This window comes from Nocardia sp. CWNU-33 (assembly GCF_046764895.1).
In the GTDB taxonomy this organism is placed as follows: Bacteria; Actinomycetota; Actinomycetes; order Mycobacteriales; family Mycobacteriaceae; genus Nocardia.
Genome location: NZ_JBKOQN010000068.1, coordinates 1 through 15980 on the forward strand (window position 1 = coordinate 1; position 15980 = coordinate 15980).

Annotated in this window: 14 protein-coding genes and 2 pseudogenes; 12 read left to right on the plus strand and 4 right to left on the minus strand. The window is 66.2% G+C overall.

The features are described 5' to 3' along the window. Positions 1 to 203 (plus strand): annotated as a pseudogene (locus tag ACLMAL_RS38535) (hypothetical protein); the annotation flags it as partial. A 56-nt stretch (positions 204 to 259) separates the two neighbouring features. Here the strand turns inward: ACLMAL_RS38535 and ACLMAL_RS38540 are convergent. The 3 genes from ACLMAL_RS38540 to ACLMAL_RS38550 form a co-directional block, all read right to left on the minus strand. Beyond that, a complete protein-coding gene (locus ACLMAL_RS38540) occupies positions 260 to 715 on the minus strand; it encodes a GNAT family N-acetyltransferase (protein ID WP_412003581.1) in 456 nt (151 codons plus the stop codon). A gap of 401 nt (positions 716 to 1116) precedes the next feature. After that, entirely contained in the window at positions 1117 to 1836 is a 720-nt protein-coding gene (locus ACLMAL_RS38545) for a cation transporter (protein ID WP_412003582.1), read from the minus strand. Beyond that, positions 1836 to 2165 (minus strand): ArsR/SmtB family transcription factor, encoded by a 330-nt coding sequence (locus ACLMAL_RS38550; RefSeq protein WP_412003583.1) that lies wholly within the window; start codon positions 2163 to 2165, stop codon positions 1836 to 1838. Before ACLMAL_RS38550 ends, ACLMAL_RS38545 begins: the two co-directional genes overlap by 1 nt. Before the next feature lie 223 nt (positions 2166 to 2388). Here ACLMAL_RS38550 and ACLMAL_RS38555 point away from each other — a divergent pair, with 223 nt between their 5' ends. The 11 genes from ACLMAL_RS38555 (at position 2389) to ACLMAL_RS38605 (ending at position 15230) form a co-directional block, all read left to right on the plus strand. Continuing rightward, entirely contained in the window at positions 2389 to 2772 is a 384-nt protein-coding gene (locus ACLMAL_RS38555) for a hypothetical protein (RefSeq protein ID WP_412003584.1), read from the plus strand. Between the two features lie 110 nt (positions 2773 to 2882). Beyond that, positions 2883 to 3122: a hypothetical protein gene (locus ACLMAL_RS38560; protein ID WP_412003585.1), complete on the plus strand. Its 240-nt coding sequence runs from the start codon at positions 2883 to 2885 to the stop codon at positions 3120 to 3122. A gap of 234 nt (positions 3123 to 3356) precedes the next feature. After that, on the plus strand, positions 3357 to 4223 hold the full coding sequence (locus tag ACLMAL_RS38565) for an SAM-dependent methyltransferase (RefSeq protein ID WP_412003586.1): 867 nt from the start codon (positions 3357 to 3359) through the stop codon (positions 4221 to 4223). 211 nt (positions 4224 to 4434) lie between these two features. Next, positions 4435 to 5622: an Ig-like domain-containing protein gene (locus tag ACLMAL_RS38570; RefSeq protein WP_412003587.1), complete on the plus strand. Its 1188-nt coding sequence runs from the start codon at positions 4435 to 4437 to the stop codon at positions 5620 to 5622. A gap of 280 nt (positions 5623 to 5902) precedes the next feature. Next, entirely contained in the window at positions 5903 to 6595 is a 693-nt protein-coding gene (locus tag ACLMAL_RS38575; protein ID WP_412003588.1) for a class I SAM-dependent methyltransferase, read from the plus strand. 1050 nt (positions 6596 to 7645) lie between these two features. Further along, positions 7646 to 10030, plus strand: a complete 2385-nt coding sequence (locus ACLMAL_RS38580) for a beta-glucosidase family protein (RefSeq protein ID WP_412003589.1) — start codon at positions 7646 to 7648, stop codon at positions 10028 to 10030. A 34-nt stretch (positions 10031 to 10064) separates the two neighbouring features. Further along, the gene (locus ACLMAL_RS38585) at positions 10065 to 11663 is read left to right on the plus strand and encodes an MFS transporter (RefSeq protein ID WP_412003590.1); all 1599 of its coding nucleotides are present in this window, start codon (positions 10065 to 10067) and stop codon (positions 11661 to 11663) included. A 519-nt stretch (positions 11664 to 12182) separates the two neighbouring features. Beyond that, positions 12183 to 12581: a TOBE domain-containing protein gene (locus ACLMAL_RS38590; RefSeq protein ID WP_412003591.1), complete on the plus strand. Its 399-nt coding sequence runs from the start codon at positions 12183 to 12185 to the stop codon at positions 12579 to 12581. 11 nt (positions 12582 to 12592) lie between these two features. Further along, positions 12593 to 13372 carry a molybdate ABC transporter substrate-binding protein gene (gene modA, locus ACLMAL_RS38595; protein WP_412003592.1) on the plus strand — a complete coding sequence of 260 codons (780 nt, stop codon included), beginning with the start codon at positions 12593 to 12595 and terminating at the stop codon, positions 13370 to 13372. After that, complete coding sequence (gene modB / locus ACLMAL_RS38600; protein ID WP_412003593.1) at positions 13369 to 14184, plus strand: molybdate ABC transporter permease subunit; 816 nt, start codon at positions 13369 to 13371, stop codon at positions 14182 to 14184. The genes modA and modB overlap by 4 nt, the downstream gene beginning before the upstream one ends. Next, positions 14181 to 15230, plus strand: coding sequence for an ABC transporter ATP-binding protein (locus ACLMAL_RS38605; protein ID WP_412003594.1), 1050 nt, complete (start codon positions 14181 to 14183; stop codon positions 15228 to 15230). The genes modB and ACLMAL_RS38605 overlap by 4 nt, the downstream gene beginning before the upstream one ends. 293 nt (positions 15231 to 15523) lie before the next feature. Here ACLMAL_RS38605 and ACLMAL_RS38610 read toward each other — a convergent pair. After that, positions 15524 to 15661, minus strand: a pseudogene (locus ACLMAL_RS38610) (alpha/beta fold hydrolase); the annotation flags it as partial. Positions 15662 to 15980 lie beyond the last annotated feature (319 nt).

Below are 15980 nucleotides of genomic sequence, written 5' to 3' on the forward strand. Positions count from 1 at the left end.
TGCGGCTGGAAACTTCCATGGGCGAGCTGGAGGTGGGTATCCGCCCGGGCAGTGCGGTGCGGCTGGAAACCAACACTCTGCACGGCAGCGTGCAGAACGTGATGGGACCGGTCGACCGGCCGCGGGACACTGCGGACATTGTGCGGGTGGATGCACGTAACTCGTTCGGCAACATCATCATCCGGCACGCCACCGCCGCCTAGCGCGGTAGGAGGTGGGCATGCGGCTCGGGAATCTCCGGCGAGGTGTCCGGCACCAACTAGGGAACGTCGCGGCTCGCGATATCCAGCCGCATGGCTACCGCGTCGATACCGGGGGCGAAACCATCACGCTCGGTCTGGGTGGTCACGAAGCCCAGACGTTCGAAAAACGGGCTGGAACGTTGGCTGGTCTCCAGGAGGACACACGATGCCGAGCCGTCTGCAGCAATCAGGTGCAGGCGCTCGTGGAGCAAATAGGCCCCGATACCTCGACGGTGATGGGACCTGCTCACCATCCCCCAGCACAGCGATGACGAGCGGTCGGGGCGGAGCACCCATCCGCCACATGCGACGACGACACCGTTTTCCTCGATGACGTGGTAGGAGCAGCGCGGGTTGTCGAGGAAAGTGTCGAACTCCGAAATCTCGTGGGGCGCGAAGAACTCAGGCATGTTGCTGACAAAGATGCGCAGGCACTCGTCCTTGTCTCGTTCGTGGTATTCCCTGATCTTCACTCAGTGCACTCCGATCGATTGGTAGGCGTGTTGGGAGTATCGCACTGGTTTCTCGGAGTTATCGGCCGGTCAGACCCGGTCCTCAACAGCTCGGACACCGGCTGAACCCACTCGGTGGCACCAGCCAGCCATGACCAAGTACGCGTGCCCCCATCGCCGTGTGAGACATCGCCCCAGGCACTGCCCTAAAGAGAAAGGTCGGCAGGGATCTACTCCCTGCCGACCTTTCTGTTTGTGCTGTGCCCGGAGCTACGCGACTTGTGCGTGGTGGTCACAGTCTTGGCAGTACCACTCGGGTTCGCCGGTTATCCGGGCCGCGTGCAGCAGCTCCCCGCACTCGTGGCTTCTCTGCACCAGCTGGAGAACCGAACCCCAACAGTGCTTCCGGTCTGGACGATTGGTCAGTCACAGCAATCGCAGTTGTGCGTGTCTGCACCTCCGCTGGTCATGGCGCCGAGGGTGGTCGGTGACGGGCAGCAGGTATCGCCGCGCCAGGCATTGATGCCTTCCTTGACCGCGATCGCGGCGATGACCAGAGCCGCGATCGGGTCGGCCCACGACCAGCCGAGCAGGCTGTTGAGTAGCAGCCCGACCAGCAGCACCGCCGACAAGTACGTGCACAGCAGCGTCTGCTTGGAATCGGCGACCGCGGAGGCGGAACCTAGTTCACGTCCGGCGCGGCGCTGCGCGGACGACAGCACCGGCATCACTGCCAAACTCACTGCAGCCAGCACGATTCCGATCGTTGAGTGCCGGGCTTCCCCTATTCCGAGCAGGCCACGCGCCGAGTCCACGGCGACGTAGGCGGCCAAGGCGAAGAAGGAGAAGGCGATTATCCGCAGCGCGATCTTCTCCCGCTTCTCGGGGTCGCGGCCGGCGAACTGCCAGGCGACCGCCGCGGCGGAGGACACCTCGATTACCGAGTCCAGGCCGAATCCGATCAGCGCGGTCGAGGAGACCCGGGCGCCCTCGCTCAGGGCGATGATCGCCTCGATGACGTTGTAGGTGATGGTCGCGGCGACGAACCAGCGGATCCGGCGCGACAGCACCGCCCGCCGCTGTGGTGAAGGACGGAGTGCGATGGCCGTCGGCAGCGACGGCAGCCCCAGCGGAGCCGACATCAGCAGCACCCCTCTGAGTCGGCGACCGGGCAGCACGCCGGATCGACGGCCAGCACCAGCCCGAGCAGATCACCGAGCGCGGCCCCGATGCGCACATCGGCCAACTCGTAGCGGCTGCGCCGCCCCTCGGGGACCGCAACGACCAAGCCGCACCCTCGGAGACAGGCCAGATGGTTGGACAGGATCTGGCGCGTCACCCCGATCTGCTCGGCCATGTCCGAGGGATAGGACGGGCCGGTGCGCAGGCTCAACAGGATCTGGGTGCGGGTCGGATCCGAGAGCGCGTGACCGAACCGGGCCAGCGCGTCACTGTGCAGTAGCGTCTCCACACACAAACCGTACATCAAAATCTGTATTCAGTGGAAGATGAACTATCTCAGTTCCGGACAGGAGCGAGTCAGGGCACTCAGCTCCGGTCGGGACTTGCCTCCGGCACCTGGGTACAGGTTTACCGTGGCGTCATGACGATCAACCTTGGTCCTGAGGATTGGGTGCCGGAGTCGTGCACGCTGCCGACCGTCGAGCAGCCGGAAACAACAGGAAGGACGACTGATGACCGAGACCAACCCCGGCGACGGCACTGAGCCGGAAGCGATAGCAGAGAAACCGATCACCTGGGAGGCACTCAGAGCGCAGCAGCCCGGCGACGCCGAACGCGCCGCTCTGCAAACGAGCTTGGTTGGACAGGCCCGCACGGTGCAGCGAAACGGCTGGGACGACTACCGCCATGCGTGGTCCAATGGAGAGGTGGCCGGCGTTGCCTACTTGCTCGGTGACACCGAGCTGCTCGCCGAACTCGACGAGACCGAGGGCACGGTGCTGAGCCGGTTCGCCGGAGACCTGTTCGGGTTCAACGGCGCCGGCAAGGACATCAAGGCCGGACTGCCCGCCACCCAGGCATGGTTCGCCGCCGCCCGCGCCCAGTTGCGCGACTAGCTTGTCTTTTAACCTGCGGCGCGGTCTTGGGGTGACGGATTTCGTTGCTCATGTCTTGCTGGGTGTTGCGATGTGCACGTCGTAGCGTGGGGTCGGGTGCTGGTTGTGCGGTGCCCGGTAGGTCGTCCAGTCCTGGCCGGGAGGGTTCCGATGCACGGGCCAGGCAGGACGTTTGCCTGCGCATCAGCGCGAAGATCGCCAGCGGCGCCGTCCGGCGCAAGGACTTCCGCGCCATCGCCCAGGCCGTACGTGAGACGGCAGGGGCTCAGGACCAGCAGGGTCCGTCGATCCGATCACCGAGGGCAGGGGCCGCGCTCGCCGGCGCCACGACGGACGCCGACCCGCCCTGAGCAAGCCAGCCACCCCGAGGTACAACCCGGCCCCATCCATCCGTTCAACGAGGGAGAACAGGAACGGGCAAGCTGAGGCTGCCACCGCTACACCTCCCCCTCCATCGGAGGATTTCACCCTGCCGACCGTGCCTTCGGTGGAGTGAACGCCGCTATGGGGTTGATTCATGGAGGATTCCGCTGTCGCGGTGCGCCGGAATGACCGAGCTCGCCACGATCGGTACGTTGGCGAGCATGCGCACAGATGGAGATTCCTGGGACATCAATACCAGTGTGGGATCTACGGCGTTGTTCGTCGCGGCGGCTCGCGCGCTGGGCGGCCGCGCGGCCGATGCGCCGGCGCAGGACCCGTTCGCCGAGCTCTTCGTGCGGGCCGCGGGCGGGGAGTGGGCCGACCTGCTCGACGGTCGAGTGCCCGACCATCCATTGCTGACCCCCGAATTCGGAATTCAGTTCCAGCAGCATCAGGTCGCCCGCACCCGATACTTCGACGATTACCTCTACGCGGCCGCGGCCGCCGGCATCCGGCAGGTGGTCATCCTCGCGGCCGGTTTGGACGCCCGCGCGTACCGGCTGCCGTGGCCCGACGGCACTGGCGTCTACGAGCTCGACCGGCCGCAGGTGCTGGAGTTCAAGCGCGAAACTCTCGCCCAGGCTGGGCGCCAGCCGAGCGCCGAGCGCCATGAGGTGCCGGTGGACCTGCGTGAGGACTGGCCGAAAGCGTTGTGCGACAGCGGCTTCGATCCTGTCCTGTCGACGGCGTGGCTGGTGGAGGGCCTGCTGATCTATCTGTCGCCGGCTGCCCAGGACCAGCTGTTCGACGCCGTCGTCTCGCTCAGCGCGCCCGGTAGCCGGGTCGCGATCGAGCAGATGGATCCGCTGCCCGCGGAGGCCGCCGCCGCGATGGCCGAGCAGGACGACGCGGGCTCGGACTGGGTGCGGTTGATCTACAACGACCCCCGCAGTGAGGTCACCGAGTGGTTCACCGACCGCGGGTGGACCGGCGAGCGCGTCTACCTCAACGACTACATCCGTGACCTCGGCGATACTCCGGCCGCCGAGCAGTCATTGATCAGCCTGGTCACCGTCGTGCGGCCCTGAGCCGGTTTCAGCTGACAGGTCGCGCCAGCGGACCGTGTGACCGTCCGGGTCTTGCAGACCAGCCATGACCGTCTTGCCCGATCGCGGAACGGTGTCGGTTGTGCGACGGATCGGTGGAGATTCCGCTCGTTGATGTTCCAGCAAGTGCGTAGCTACCACATGCTGACGGACAGAGGTCGGCCCTGCTGCACCCAGTGAAGGGAGATACGTGGTGGCATTGGGACGTCGTCGGCTACTGATCGGCTTCGCCGGTGCGGGTGGCCTCACCCTGGCCGGATGCGGGCTGCGAGAACCCGCGCCCGCCAAACCCGCCACAATCCGATTCGATCCCCCACCCGGCACCCACGACATCGATGCACGCAGCCCCGGCATGGTCACGGTCACGGACGGGACACTGCGGTCGGTCGAATGGATCGACGAAACCGGCAGATCACTGCCGGGTGTACCGGCACCCGATCATCGAACCTGGACCAGCACCGAACCACTCGGCTACGGACATACCTACACCGCGAAAGCCGTGGCACACGGCGAAACCGGCGACGTCACCACGACGACAACCTGCACCACGGTACAACCGCAACAGCTCGTCGACGTCTCCCTGCGCTCCGCCAATCTCGTCGAGCTGGCCGAAAACGACACCTACGGAGTGGGTTTCGTGCTCGTCGCCCATTTCGACGAACCCGTCGATCGGGCGGCTGCGGAACGCCACCTGAAGGTCACCACCCAGCCAACCGTCACCGGTGGCTGGTACTGGCTCGACGATCAGAACGCACACTGGCGGCCGGCGCAATATCACGTACCAGGAACCAGGATCACGATCACGGCCGAACTCTTCGGCCGCGCGCTCGGCGAGGGCCGCTACGGCCTGCGCGACCAACAGGTGTCGGTGATCATCGGCCCCGCGCACGTCGCGATCGCCGACGACGACACCAAGCAGATCGAGGTCTTCGACAACGGGAACCTGGTGCGAACCATGCCCACATCGATGGGCAAGGGCGGCACCGCGGCCGTCGGGTCCAGATATCTGTCGTTCTGGACCCGCCCCGGTGTCTACACCGTGCTGGACCGAAACGACCCGGTGATCATGGACTCCGCCAGCTACGGCCTGCCGACCAACTCCGGCGGCTACCGCACGAGCATCAACCACGCGGTCCGCATCAGCCACGATGGAATCTTCGTGCACGAACTGGCCGCAAGCATGTGGGCCCAAGGCAACACCAATGTCTCACACGGCTGCCTGAACATCTCCCCCAACGATGCCGCATGGTTCTACGACTTCGTCATCCCCGGCGACGTCGTCGAGGTCCGCAACACCGGCGGCGACCCCCTCGACATCTGGCAGAACGGCGATTGGAGCATCCCCTGGTCCGACTGGCTTCGCGGCGGCGCCCCCACGTGACACGAAGGATTGCACTATCCCTCTCTCACCGGGATTCGCAACCCAAAAGACTGCCTGCCGCAGCCGGTGCCGGTCCCCGCGCCGAGTCGGGTGCGCAGCATCCGCCGCGTCGAAGCGTCGTTCTCCACAATGCACACAGAATGTCGACGATGGCGGTGTGATCGGCCGGTGACTCGGATCCAAGGTTCGTGCCCCCAACGGCGCACCGGCTCGTGAGCAGTCCGAGCGCGTCGCGGGCCACGTCCCAAACATGTATCGGGTTCCCTGATATTTGTGGGCTATGACTACCCCTCATGATTTCGAATTCGAAGAAATCTACCGAGGTACAGGGGGCCCGTTCGGGCCGGGCGTCAAGCCGCCGTGGAGTATCGGAGAACCCCAGCCGGAACTCGCCGCGCTGATCGAGCAGGGCAGATTCCATGGCGATGTCCTCGATGTCGGATGCGGGGAGGCGGCGATCTCGCTATATCTGGCCGAGCGGGGTTTCACCACCGTTGGCCTGGATCTGTCGCCGACCGCGGTCGAGCTGGCCCGAGCCGAGGCTGCCAGGCGCGGCCTGGCCAACGCCTCCTTCGAGGTCGCCGACATCGCCTCCTTCACCGGCTACGACGGCCGTTTCGGCACCATCGTCGACAGCACGTTGTTCCATTCGATCCCGGTCGAGTCGCGGGAGGGCTATCAGCAGTCGATTGTGCGCGCCGCCGCGCCGGGCGCGGCGTATTTCGTGCTGGTGTTCGACCGGGCCGCCCTGCCAGAAGTGCCTGAACCGGGGCCATCGCCGGTCACCGCCGACGAGCTTCGTGAGGTGGTGTCGAAGTACTGGGTGATCGAGGAGATCAGGCCGGCGCGAATCCATGGCAATCTGCCTGCGGAGTTGCCGGCGGACGCGGGTTTCCGGTTCGAGGGTATGCGCGACGAGCCCAGTGGCCGCAAGTCGGTTCCGGCCTGGCTGCTGTCGGCCCATCTGGACTGATCCCACCACACGGGATCGTGGGGTCGTAGCCATCTTTCATGTCTCCCTGCTCGAGACAAGCATCCATTGCCATATGACAGCCGATCCACCAGCGTGCCGACGCCTTGCCAGGACCACCAAATATGAAGGGACAGTGAGCGTTTCCGCTGACTGGAGGACAGCGCTGCCAACACCGAGCCCGCCCCGGCCGCAATCGGTGGCGTGGACACCCGCTCGACGACCGCATCGATCCACGAGTCCGCCGACAGGCGGACGCACAGGTCACGACGCAACCAACGGCCATTGCAACATCGAGGCTCCAGTTCCAGGCACATCCCGACCTGGTGACCGCGCGCCCTGACCTGTATCGGCACCACGGCGCTGTCACCGCCGGTTGATACCGATACCGAGGCTGTGGGCAGCAACGCGTACGCCTGCGCCAGTTCCAGCACCTGAAACCCGGCCACCGACACCGGATCCACCGATCGACAACGCCGGTGTTCACCACCCTGCTCACCCCGACGCAGATCCGCACGAGGCCTGCGCTCCGATGCGGGTGGGCTAAACAATCACATCGAGGGCACGTCGCCGACATCAGCCCGCGTGGGGTGTCTGCAACAGTCTGCAGAAGGGCGCGGCAAGCCTTGCCCAGCTACCGACAGACCTAACGTCCACAATCGTGAGCAACAGAACTCTCCTGTCCGGTCGCCGACTGCAGTACGGCGCCCCACGTCGCGCTGACCTGCGTCGCGCTGCTCGCCGCCGCGTCGACCGCGGTGACCCCGGCTGGGTCCGTGCCCACCTACCAGCCCGGCGCTCCGATCGAGGCCGGCCGTCCGCGCCGGGCCCGTGGGCGATCGCCGAGCGCGCCGACCTCGACTGCTGCAGCTCGACCGGCAACGGCTACGACACCTGGTATCCGGCCGACCTCGGCGCAGGCATGGACCGCTTCCGCGGCAATCGCCGGTGCCCGCGCCGCATTCCCTTCCGGCACCGGCGAGTTCCTGCACAACCCCCACTGGTCCCATCAGGCCGGCACCATCACCCGCTGACAGACGGAGGCCGCTTTTCATGGAAGACCGTATCGAGGAACTACTGGCCAAGCTGGACCTGGCAGGCAAGCTGCGGCTGATCTCCGGCGCGAGCCTTTTCCGGATGGCCGGCGATCCCGGGATCGGGCTTGCGGAGATGCCGGTGTCGGACGGGCCGTCCGGCGTGCGCGGCGAGAACTGGGACGAACGTGATCCGTCGGTGAGTCTGCCGTCGGGCACGGCGGTTGCGGCGACCTGGGACCCGGCGCTGCTCGATGAGATCGGTGCGCTGATCGCGGCCGAAGCCCGCCGCAAGAACGTGTACGCGGTCCTCGGGCCGACGATGAACCTGCACCGTTCCCCCTTGGGCGGCAGGCATTTCGAGTGTTTCTCCGAGGACCCGCTGCTCACCGCCGAAATGGCCGATGCGTATGTGCGAGCCGTGCAGGCGCACGGGGTGAGCGCGTGCCCGAAGCACTACGTGGCCAACGACTCCGAAACCGACCGCTTCACCGTCGACGTCCACGTCGGCGACCGCGCGTTGCACGAGCTGTACCTGTATCCATTCGAGCGGACCATCGAGGCGGGCGCCTGGATGCTGATGGACGCCTACAACGCGGTCAACGGCACCACCATGACCGAGAGCCCGCTCCTAGACGAACCACTCAAGGGCACTTGGGGTTTCGACGGCGTCGTGGTCTCCGACTGGACCGCCGTACGCGGCACGGAGAGCGCCGCCAAGGGCACCGACCTGTGCATGCCGGGCCCGCCGTACCTGTGGGGTGAGCCGCTGGCCGAAAAGGTTCGCTCCGGCGAGATCGCCGAGTCCGCCATCGACGACAAGGTCCGCCGCATCCTGCGTTTCGCGATCCGCGTCGGCGCCCTCGACGGAACTCCGCAACCGACACCGGTTTTCAGCGAAGAACAGGCCCAAGACCTGGTGCGCCGGGTCGCAGCGCAGGCGATGGTCCTGGTGCGCAACGACGGAGTTCTCCCACTCGCACCGGACACGACCGTCGCCATGCTCGGCCCGTCGGCGGGCGAACCCCGCTTCGTCGGCGGCGGCAGCGCGACCGTGATCCCCGGCCACACCACCACCCCGGTCGAGGGCCTGGCAGGCCGACTGCCACTGACCCACACCGCGGGCGTCCACCTGTCCGAGGACCTGATCCCCGCTCCACTGACGATCATGACCGACCCCGAGACCGGGGAACCAGGACTGTCCGCGCGATACCTCGCGGGCGACACGGTGCTCGGCACGCAGCATCGCACCACGAGCCGCCTGGTGCTGCTCGGCGAGCCGCTGGCAGCGCAGTCGAACGTGGTCGAGTTGCATACCCGGCTGCGCGCCGACATGGCCGGTGCATGGCAGATCGGTTTCGGCGGCGTCGGCCACATCCGGCTCGACATCGACGGCGACACCGTGCTCGACGAGAACGTGGCGCTCGATTCCGGCGATCCGGCGGCGGCCCTGCTCAACCCGCCGCAGCGTCATGTGACCCGCACGCTCGCCGTGGGTGAAGAGGTCGATGTGCGGGTCGTGTCCAGTATCGAGGAGGCAATGCCCGGCCTGGGCATCATTCTCGGCGCGACCCTCGGTATCCGGCGCCCGCAGCGCGCCGACGACGAAGAGTTCGCGACCGCGGTCGAGCTGGCGCGCGCGGCCGATGTGGCTGTTGTCGTGGTCGGCACCACCGAACAGATCGAGAGCGAGGGCGTCGACCGCACCTCGCTGCGGCTGCCCGGTCGCCAGGACGAACTGGTCGTCGCCGTCGCCGCGGTGAATCCGCGCACTGTCGTCGTCGTGAATTCCGGTGCGCCGGTGGAGATGCCGTGGCGCGATGACGTCGCCGCGGTGCTGCTGGGATGGTTCCCCGGTCAGGAGTTCGGCGCCGCCCTCGCCGACGTCCTCACCGGCACCGTCGAACCCGGCGGCCGACTCCCGACCACCTGGCCGAAAACCATGGCCGACGTCCCGGTGCTCGACACCACCCCCGTCGACGGCGTCCTGGACTACACCGAGGGCATCCACATCGGTTACCGCGCCTGGCTGCGCGCGGGCACCGAACCGGCCTACCCGTTCGGTCACGGACTCGGCTACACGACCTGGACGACCAACGGTCTCGTCGTCGAAGGACGCACCGTCTCGGTCACGGTCACCAACACCGGCGACCGCCCCGGCAAGCAGGTCATCCAGGCCTACCTCGCGCGCCCGAACAGTGCTATCGATCGCCCGGTCCGCTGGCTGGCGGGATTCACCGCCGTCACCCTGGCCCCCGGGGAATCCCGCGCCATCGCCCTCCCCCTGCCCCAGCGCGCCTTCGAGCACTGGGGACCCAACGGCTGGGAAACCGAACCGGGCGAGTTCACCGTGCACGTCGGCACCTCCGTCACCGACCTCCCCGATACCGCCTACATCTACTGACCCGAACGCAGTTCCCGAACAACGGAGTGTGGCCATGTCCACCAGTACCCCCCAACTCGACATCGACACAGGTCGCCTCGACGGTGCTTCGCGCGCACGGCTTTTCACGGTGCTGGCGGTGATCGTCCTGTTCTCCGAGATCGCCCCCATGCAGTACACGATCGTCGCGGCCGCCCTGCAGAAGATCGCACCGACCTTCCCCGGTATCGGTGCCAACATCAACTGGGCCATCATCGTTTTCGGCTTGATCGGTGCGGCCGCGTCTCCGCTGATCGGCAAGATGAGTGACGTCTGGGGCAAGAAGCGGATGTTCCTCGTCTGCGGCGCCCTGTTCGTCATCGGCTGTGTGCTCGACGCGACCACCTCGAACTGGGGCGTCTTCCTGTTCGGGCGATGCCTGCAGGCCACCGCGATCGCGACCGCGGTCATCGCCTACGGTCTGATCCGGGACCTGATGCCACGCAAGTTCGTGCCACTCGGCCTCGGCATCACCGCAACCGGCCTCGGTGTCTCCTCCATCGCCGGGCCGCTGCTCGGCGGTTTCCTCGTCGACAACTACAGCTGGCGCGCGATCTTCTGGTGCCTGGCCGGGTTCACTCTGCTGATGTTGCCGCTGATCTGGCTGATCGTGCCCGAATCCAAGCTGCGGGTCACCGAGCGCATCGACATTGTCGGCGCCGCACTGCTCTCCGGCGGCGCCACGCTGACGCTGATCTACGTGGACAAGGGCCACGATTGGGGCTGGAGCAGGCCGACCACGCTCGCCTGGCTGATCGCAGGAATCGCTCTGCTCGTACTGTTCGTCGTCGTCGAAAAGCGCGTCTCGACACCGATCATGGACATGAAACTGCTGTTCCACCCGCGGGTCGCGCTGGTTCTGGCAGGCGCGTTGTTCGCGTCGTTGCAAATCGGGATCGTGTCCTACGCCATCGCCTACATGGCACAGACCCCCGACGAGGCGACGGTAACCGCCGGCGTGCAACAGGGCAGCCTCGCCAAGGTCCAGGCGATGACCGGTCAGCCCTTGCCGCCCGAGGCGGTCCAGGTGACGCTGGACCCGGGTTACACCTACGGCAGCGGCTACACCCTGCTGGAATTCGCACTGCGGATCGCACTACTCGGCTCAGTGGTGACGATGATCTGCGGCGCGCTCGCCGGACTGCTGGCCCGACGCATCGGCGCCCGGATCCCGCTGGTCATCGCCCTGGCCATCTTCGCTCCTTCCGGCGTTGCCCTCGCACTGTTGCCCCACACGACCACGGTGTTCCTGGTGGTGAACTCCATCTTCAGCATCGGGTTCGGCTTCTACTACGCGGCCATGCCGATTCTCATGGTCGAGGCGGTCCCGCAGGAGCAACAGGGCATCAGCCTCGGCATGCTCGGCGTCATGCAGTCCATGGGCGTGGCCATCGGTCTCGCCATCGTCACCGCGTTCCTGCACACCACCGCGATGCAAGCGATGATCAGCGTCGGGGGCCAGCAGACACCGCCCACCCCGATTCCCGACATCTTCGGCGACCACGGCTACGAACTCGGCTTCTGGCTCTGCGCCATCGCGTCGACCGTCGCACTGATCCTGGCCGTGATCATGCGGCACGGCCGCACACCGGCTACCGGCGGCATCGCGCACTGACAGCCAGGCCGGTGGTCTTCGACCACCGGCCCCGTCACCGCAGCGTGAGCTCTGTCGCCAGGACCGCACGTTGCTCCGTCACCTCGAGCGTGCGCGGATCCTCCGCACCGAACACGTCGATACTCTGATCAACCTCCCACCGGCGACGTATGGCATTTGGATGACTGCCGGGACCTGCTGCGCTCGTGGTTTGCGTTGTCGACGGATGCGCAACTGGTGGTCATAGTGGGGCCACCGGGCTCGATGCCGCCGACCATCTGCGCGGACTGCTGACCGAGTTCGGCGCCCAGATTCTCATCGGGACAGGGCGGGGAACGCTGATCGAACTACTACCGCTACCGCAATGACAGCACCGCCACATTGTCTTCCGCGCCGACACCGGCGTTTCCGCAGACACCGTGAGGTCGTGTTTCGAACAACTCTCACCGCTGGTAACCAGCGCATCCGCATAGATAACGATCCGCGGAAGCGCCTGCAAGCGGCTATACATTCCGTGGTTACGGCAATATGCTGCCACTCGTGTCGAATCTGCGGATCAGTGAAGTCGCCGCGCTCATGGGTGTCAGCGATGACACCGTGCGGCGGTATATCGATCAGGGCCGGCTGACCGCGATCCAACTGGACAACGGCCGCAAGGGCGTCAGCGGCCGCGAGCTCGCCGAGTTTCTGCAGGCCAACTCCGAAGCTCCGGAGCCCGGAGCCACAGTGGCTGTCTCGGCGCGGAATCGGATGCGCGGGATCGTGACGCGGATCGTCAAGGACACGGTGATGGCGCAGGTCGAGATGCAGGCCGGGCCTTTCAGGCTGGTGTCGCTGCTGAGCCGGGAATCGGTCGATGAACTCGGTCTCGAGGTCGGCAGCGTCGCGGTCGCGTCGGTCAAGTCCACTCATGTTGTTGTTGAAGTCCCAGAAAGTTGATGAGGATGAGGATGATTCGTTCCCTCAGTGCTGTTGCGCTGACCGGGGCTGTCGCGTTGACGATGGTCGGCTGCGGGTCGGACAAGTCGTCCGACCCAGCGCCCACCGACAAGGTCTCCGGCACGGTGACGGTGTTCGCAGCTGCGTCGCTGACCGATACGTTCACCGAGTTGGGCAAGCAGTTCGAGGCCGCGCACCCCGGCGTCAAGGTGGTCTACAGCTTCGGCGCGAGCTCGGCACTGGCAGAACAGATCAAGCAGGGCGCCCCCGTCGACGTGTTCGCATCGGCAGCGCCGAAGAACATGCAGCAGGTCGTCGATGCCGGCGATATCACCGCCAAGCCGGTGACGTTCGTGCGCAACCGCCTCGAAATCGCGGTCCCCAAAGGCAACCCCGGCCACGTCACCGGACTCGCCGACTTCGGCAAGACCGAACCGAAGGTCGCGCTGTGCGCCGAACAGGTGCCGTGTGGTGCCGCCGCCAAGGCCGTGTTCGAAGTCGCCGGTGTCACCCCGCAGCCCGACACTCGTGAGGCCGACGTCAAAGCAGTGCTGACCAAGGTCACCCTCGGCGAGGTCGATGCCGCGCTTGTCTACCGCACCGATGTGAAGGCCGCGGGTGACAAGGTGGAGGGTATCGACTTCCCCGAGGCCGACAAGGCGATCAACGACTACCCGGTCGCACCGCTGGCCAAGGCTCCCAACGCTGCGGCTGCCGCGGCGTTCGTCGAGTTCGTGCGGTCCGACCAAGCCCACACGGTGTTCACCAAAGCGGGATTCGACAACCCGTGACCCGAGCGTCGGCGCGACGGCGGACAGCACAGGGGCGGCGACCGCTCATTCTCGTGCTGCCCGCCGTCTGCGGCTTGGCGTTCCTGTTGTTGCCGCTGGCCGGGCTCTTGCTGGGTGCGCCTTGGCGCAGCGTGCCCGACCGATTGTTCAGCACCGAAGTCGGCCAGGCACTGCGCCTTTCGCTCGTGTGCGCGAGCTTGGCAACTGTCCTCTGCCTGGGGCTCGGTATCCCCTTGGCGTGGCTGCTTGCGCGCGGCGAGATACCAGGACTCGGATTCGTGCGCGCACTGGTGACCGTCCCGCTTGTCCTGCCGCCGGTCGTTGGCGGGGTCGCACTGCTACTGGTACTGGGCAGGCGCGGAATCATCGGCCGCCATTTGAATGAATGGTTCGGTGTCTCACTACCTTTCACCACCGCAGGAGTCGTAGTTGCCGAGGCATTCGTTGCGATGCCGTTCCTGGTCATCTCCGTCGAAGGTGCACTGCGCGGAGCCGACCCCCGCTACGAAGAAGCCGCCGCTACCCTCGGTGCATCGCGCTGGCTGACCTTCCGTCGGGTCACCTTGCCTTCGGTGATGCCGGGTGTGATCGCGGGCGCGGTGCTGTGTTGGGCCCGTGCGCTCGGCGAGTTCGGTGCCACGATCACCTTTGCGGGCAATTTCCCCGGTAAGACGACGACGATGCCGCTGGCGGTATATCTGGCCCTGGAAACCGATCCCGAGGACGCGATCGTTCTCAGCCTGGTGCTGCTTTTCGTGTCGGTGGTCGTACTCGCGGCGCTGCGAGACCGGTGGACACGAGGTGTTGTATGACCCTGGATGCCGAAATACGTATCACCCGAGACAGATTCGAACTCGAGGCCACCGTCACCGTGGCACCCGGCGAGGTTGTCGCACTGCTGGGTCCCAACGGAGCAGGCAAGACCACCGCGCTGCGGGCGCTGGCCGGACTCACCCCGCTCACCAGCGGCAGTATCCGTCTCGACAACAGCACTTGGGACGCACCGCCGAACCTGTTCGTTCCCGCGGAGCGACGAGCGGTCGGCGTCGTGTTCCAGGATTACCTGCTGTTCGCGCACATGTCCGCCCAGGACAACGTCGCCTTCGGGCTGCGTGCCCGCGGACAGCACCGCCGCGCGGCCCGTGACCGCGCCAGGTTTTGGCTCGACCGGGTCGGTCTCGCCGACCACGTACACGCCAAACCCCGCGCATTATCCGGCGGTCAAGCGCAACGCGTTGCCCTCGCGCGCGCGCTGGCGACCGACCCGCAGCTGCTGCTGCTCGACGAACCGCTGGCCGCACTGGACGCCAGCACCCGTTTGCAGGTTCGCTCCGACCTCGCCCACCATCTCTCCGACTACACCGGGCATACAGTGCTGGTCACCCACGACCCACTCGACGCGATGGTGCTCGCTGATCGCCTCGTCATCCTCGAAAACGGCGTCGTCATCCAAGCCGGACCACCCAGCGAAGTCGCCCGTAGACCACGCTCCGAATACGTCGCAAACCTGGTGGGCCTCAACCTCTATCACGGCACAGCTCACGGCAACACTGTCGACCTCGACGATGGCGGAACGCTCACCGTGGCCGAACCAGCCCAGGGCGCAGTCCATGTCGCGTTCCCTCCCACCGCGGTGAGCCTGCACACCGAACAACCAACAGGCAGCCCGCGAAACACCTGGCCGGTCACCATCATCGGGCTCGAACAGCACGCCCATACCACCCGAGTCCGCCTCGACGGCAGTCCCTCGGTTCTCGCCGACGTCACCCCGGCAACCGTCGCCGACCTGCGCCTGCAGACCGGAGTGCTGTTATGGGCCGCGCTCAAGGCGACCGAAATCCATACCTATCCAGCATGATGCGGCGCGACGCCGGGTGGAGCCCGTGGGCATTGATCTCCTCGCCCGTCATCCCATGTCCATTGTCCCGCACCATAATTCGATGCAGTTCATGTTCGACTGCATGGATCGTCCCCGCCAGCGTCACCCCCCACGGCAGCGTGACCGAACCCGAGACACGACACCACACCGTGAGCTGAGGTCCATGGCCTGGTTCGGAGCCCGGGCTTGGCTCATGTTCTCCCACGTCAGTGGTCGTCGCGCCGGATCAGACATGACGCTCGGCTCCGCGAGCAGCGGCGTTCGATACCGCACACCAGGTTGCGGAACATGAACGAGCTGGTCGGGAAGCCGTGCAGGAGCACGATCGCGGGGGCATCGACGGGGCCGGCCTCCCGATAAAACAGTCGCTGGCCTTGCGCGGTCGCGGAGCGGTGATGAACAACGGTCATCTCTAACTCCCTTTACTTATTTTGATAGTGACAATCGCGCGAAGACCTCTGATGATCCGTGAAAGCGGGAGTTCCACAGCGGAGCTGCGTTTGATGCGCGAGTGCTTTCCCGCGGGCCGCTGCTGCCGGCACCTGCGAGCGGCGTCCCCGTGGCGGGTCCGGTCACGAGCGTTCCGTCGTTCCCGCGCCGCTGTTGCGGGCTTCGACAGCCTTGACGGTCTTTCCGAACGCATGTTTCAAGACGCCCTGGCCGACGGTTCCGACCACAACGCCGAGCACCCGCCCCGTGAGGTTCTTGCCCTCGCGCACCACGACAACA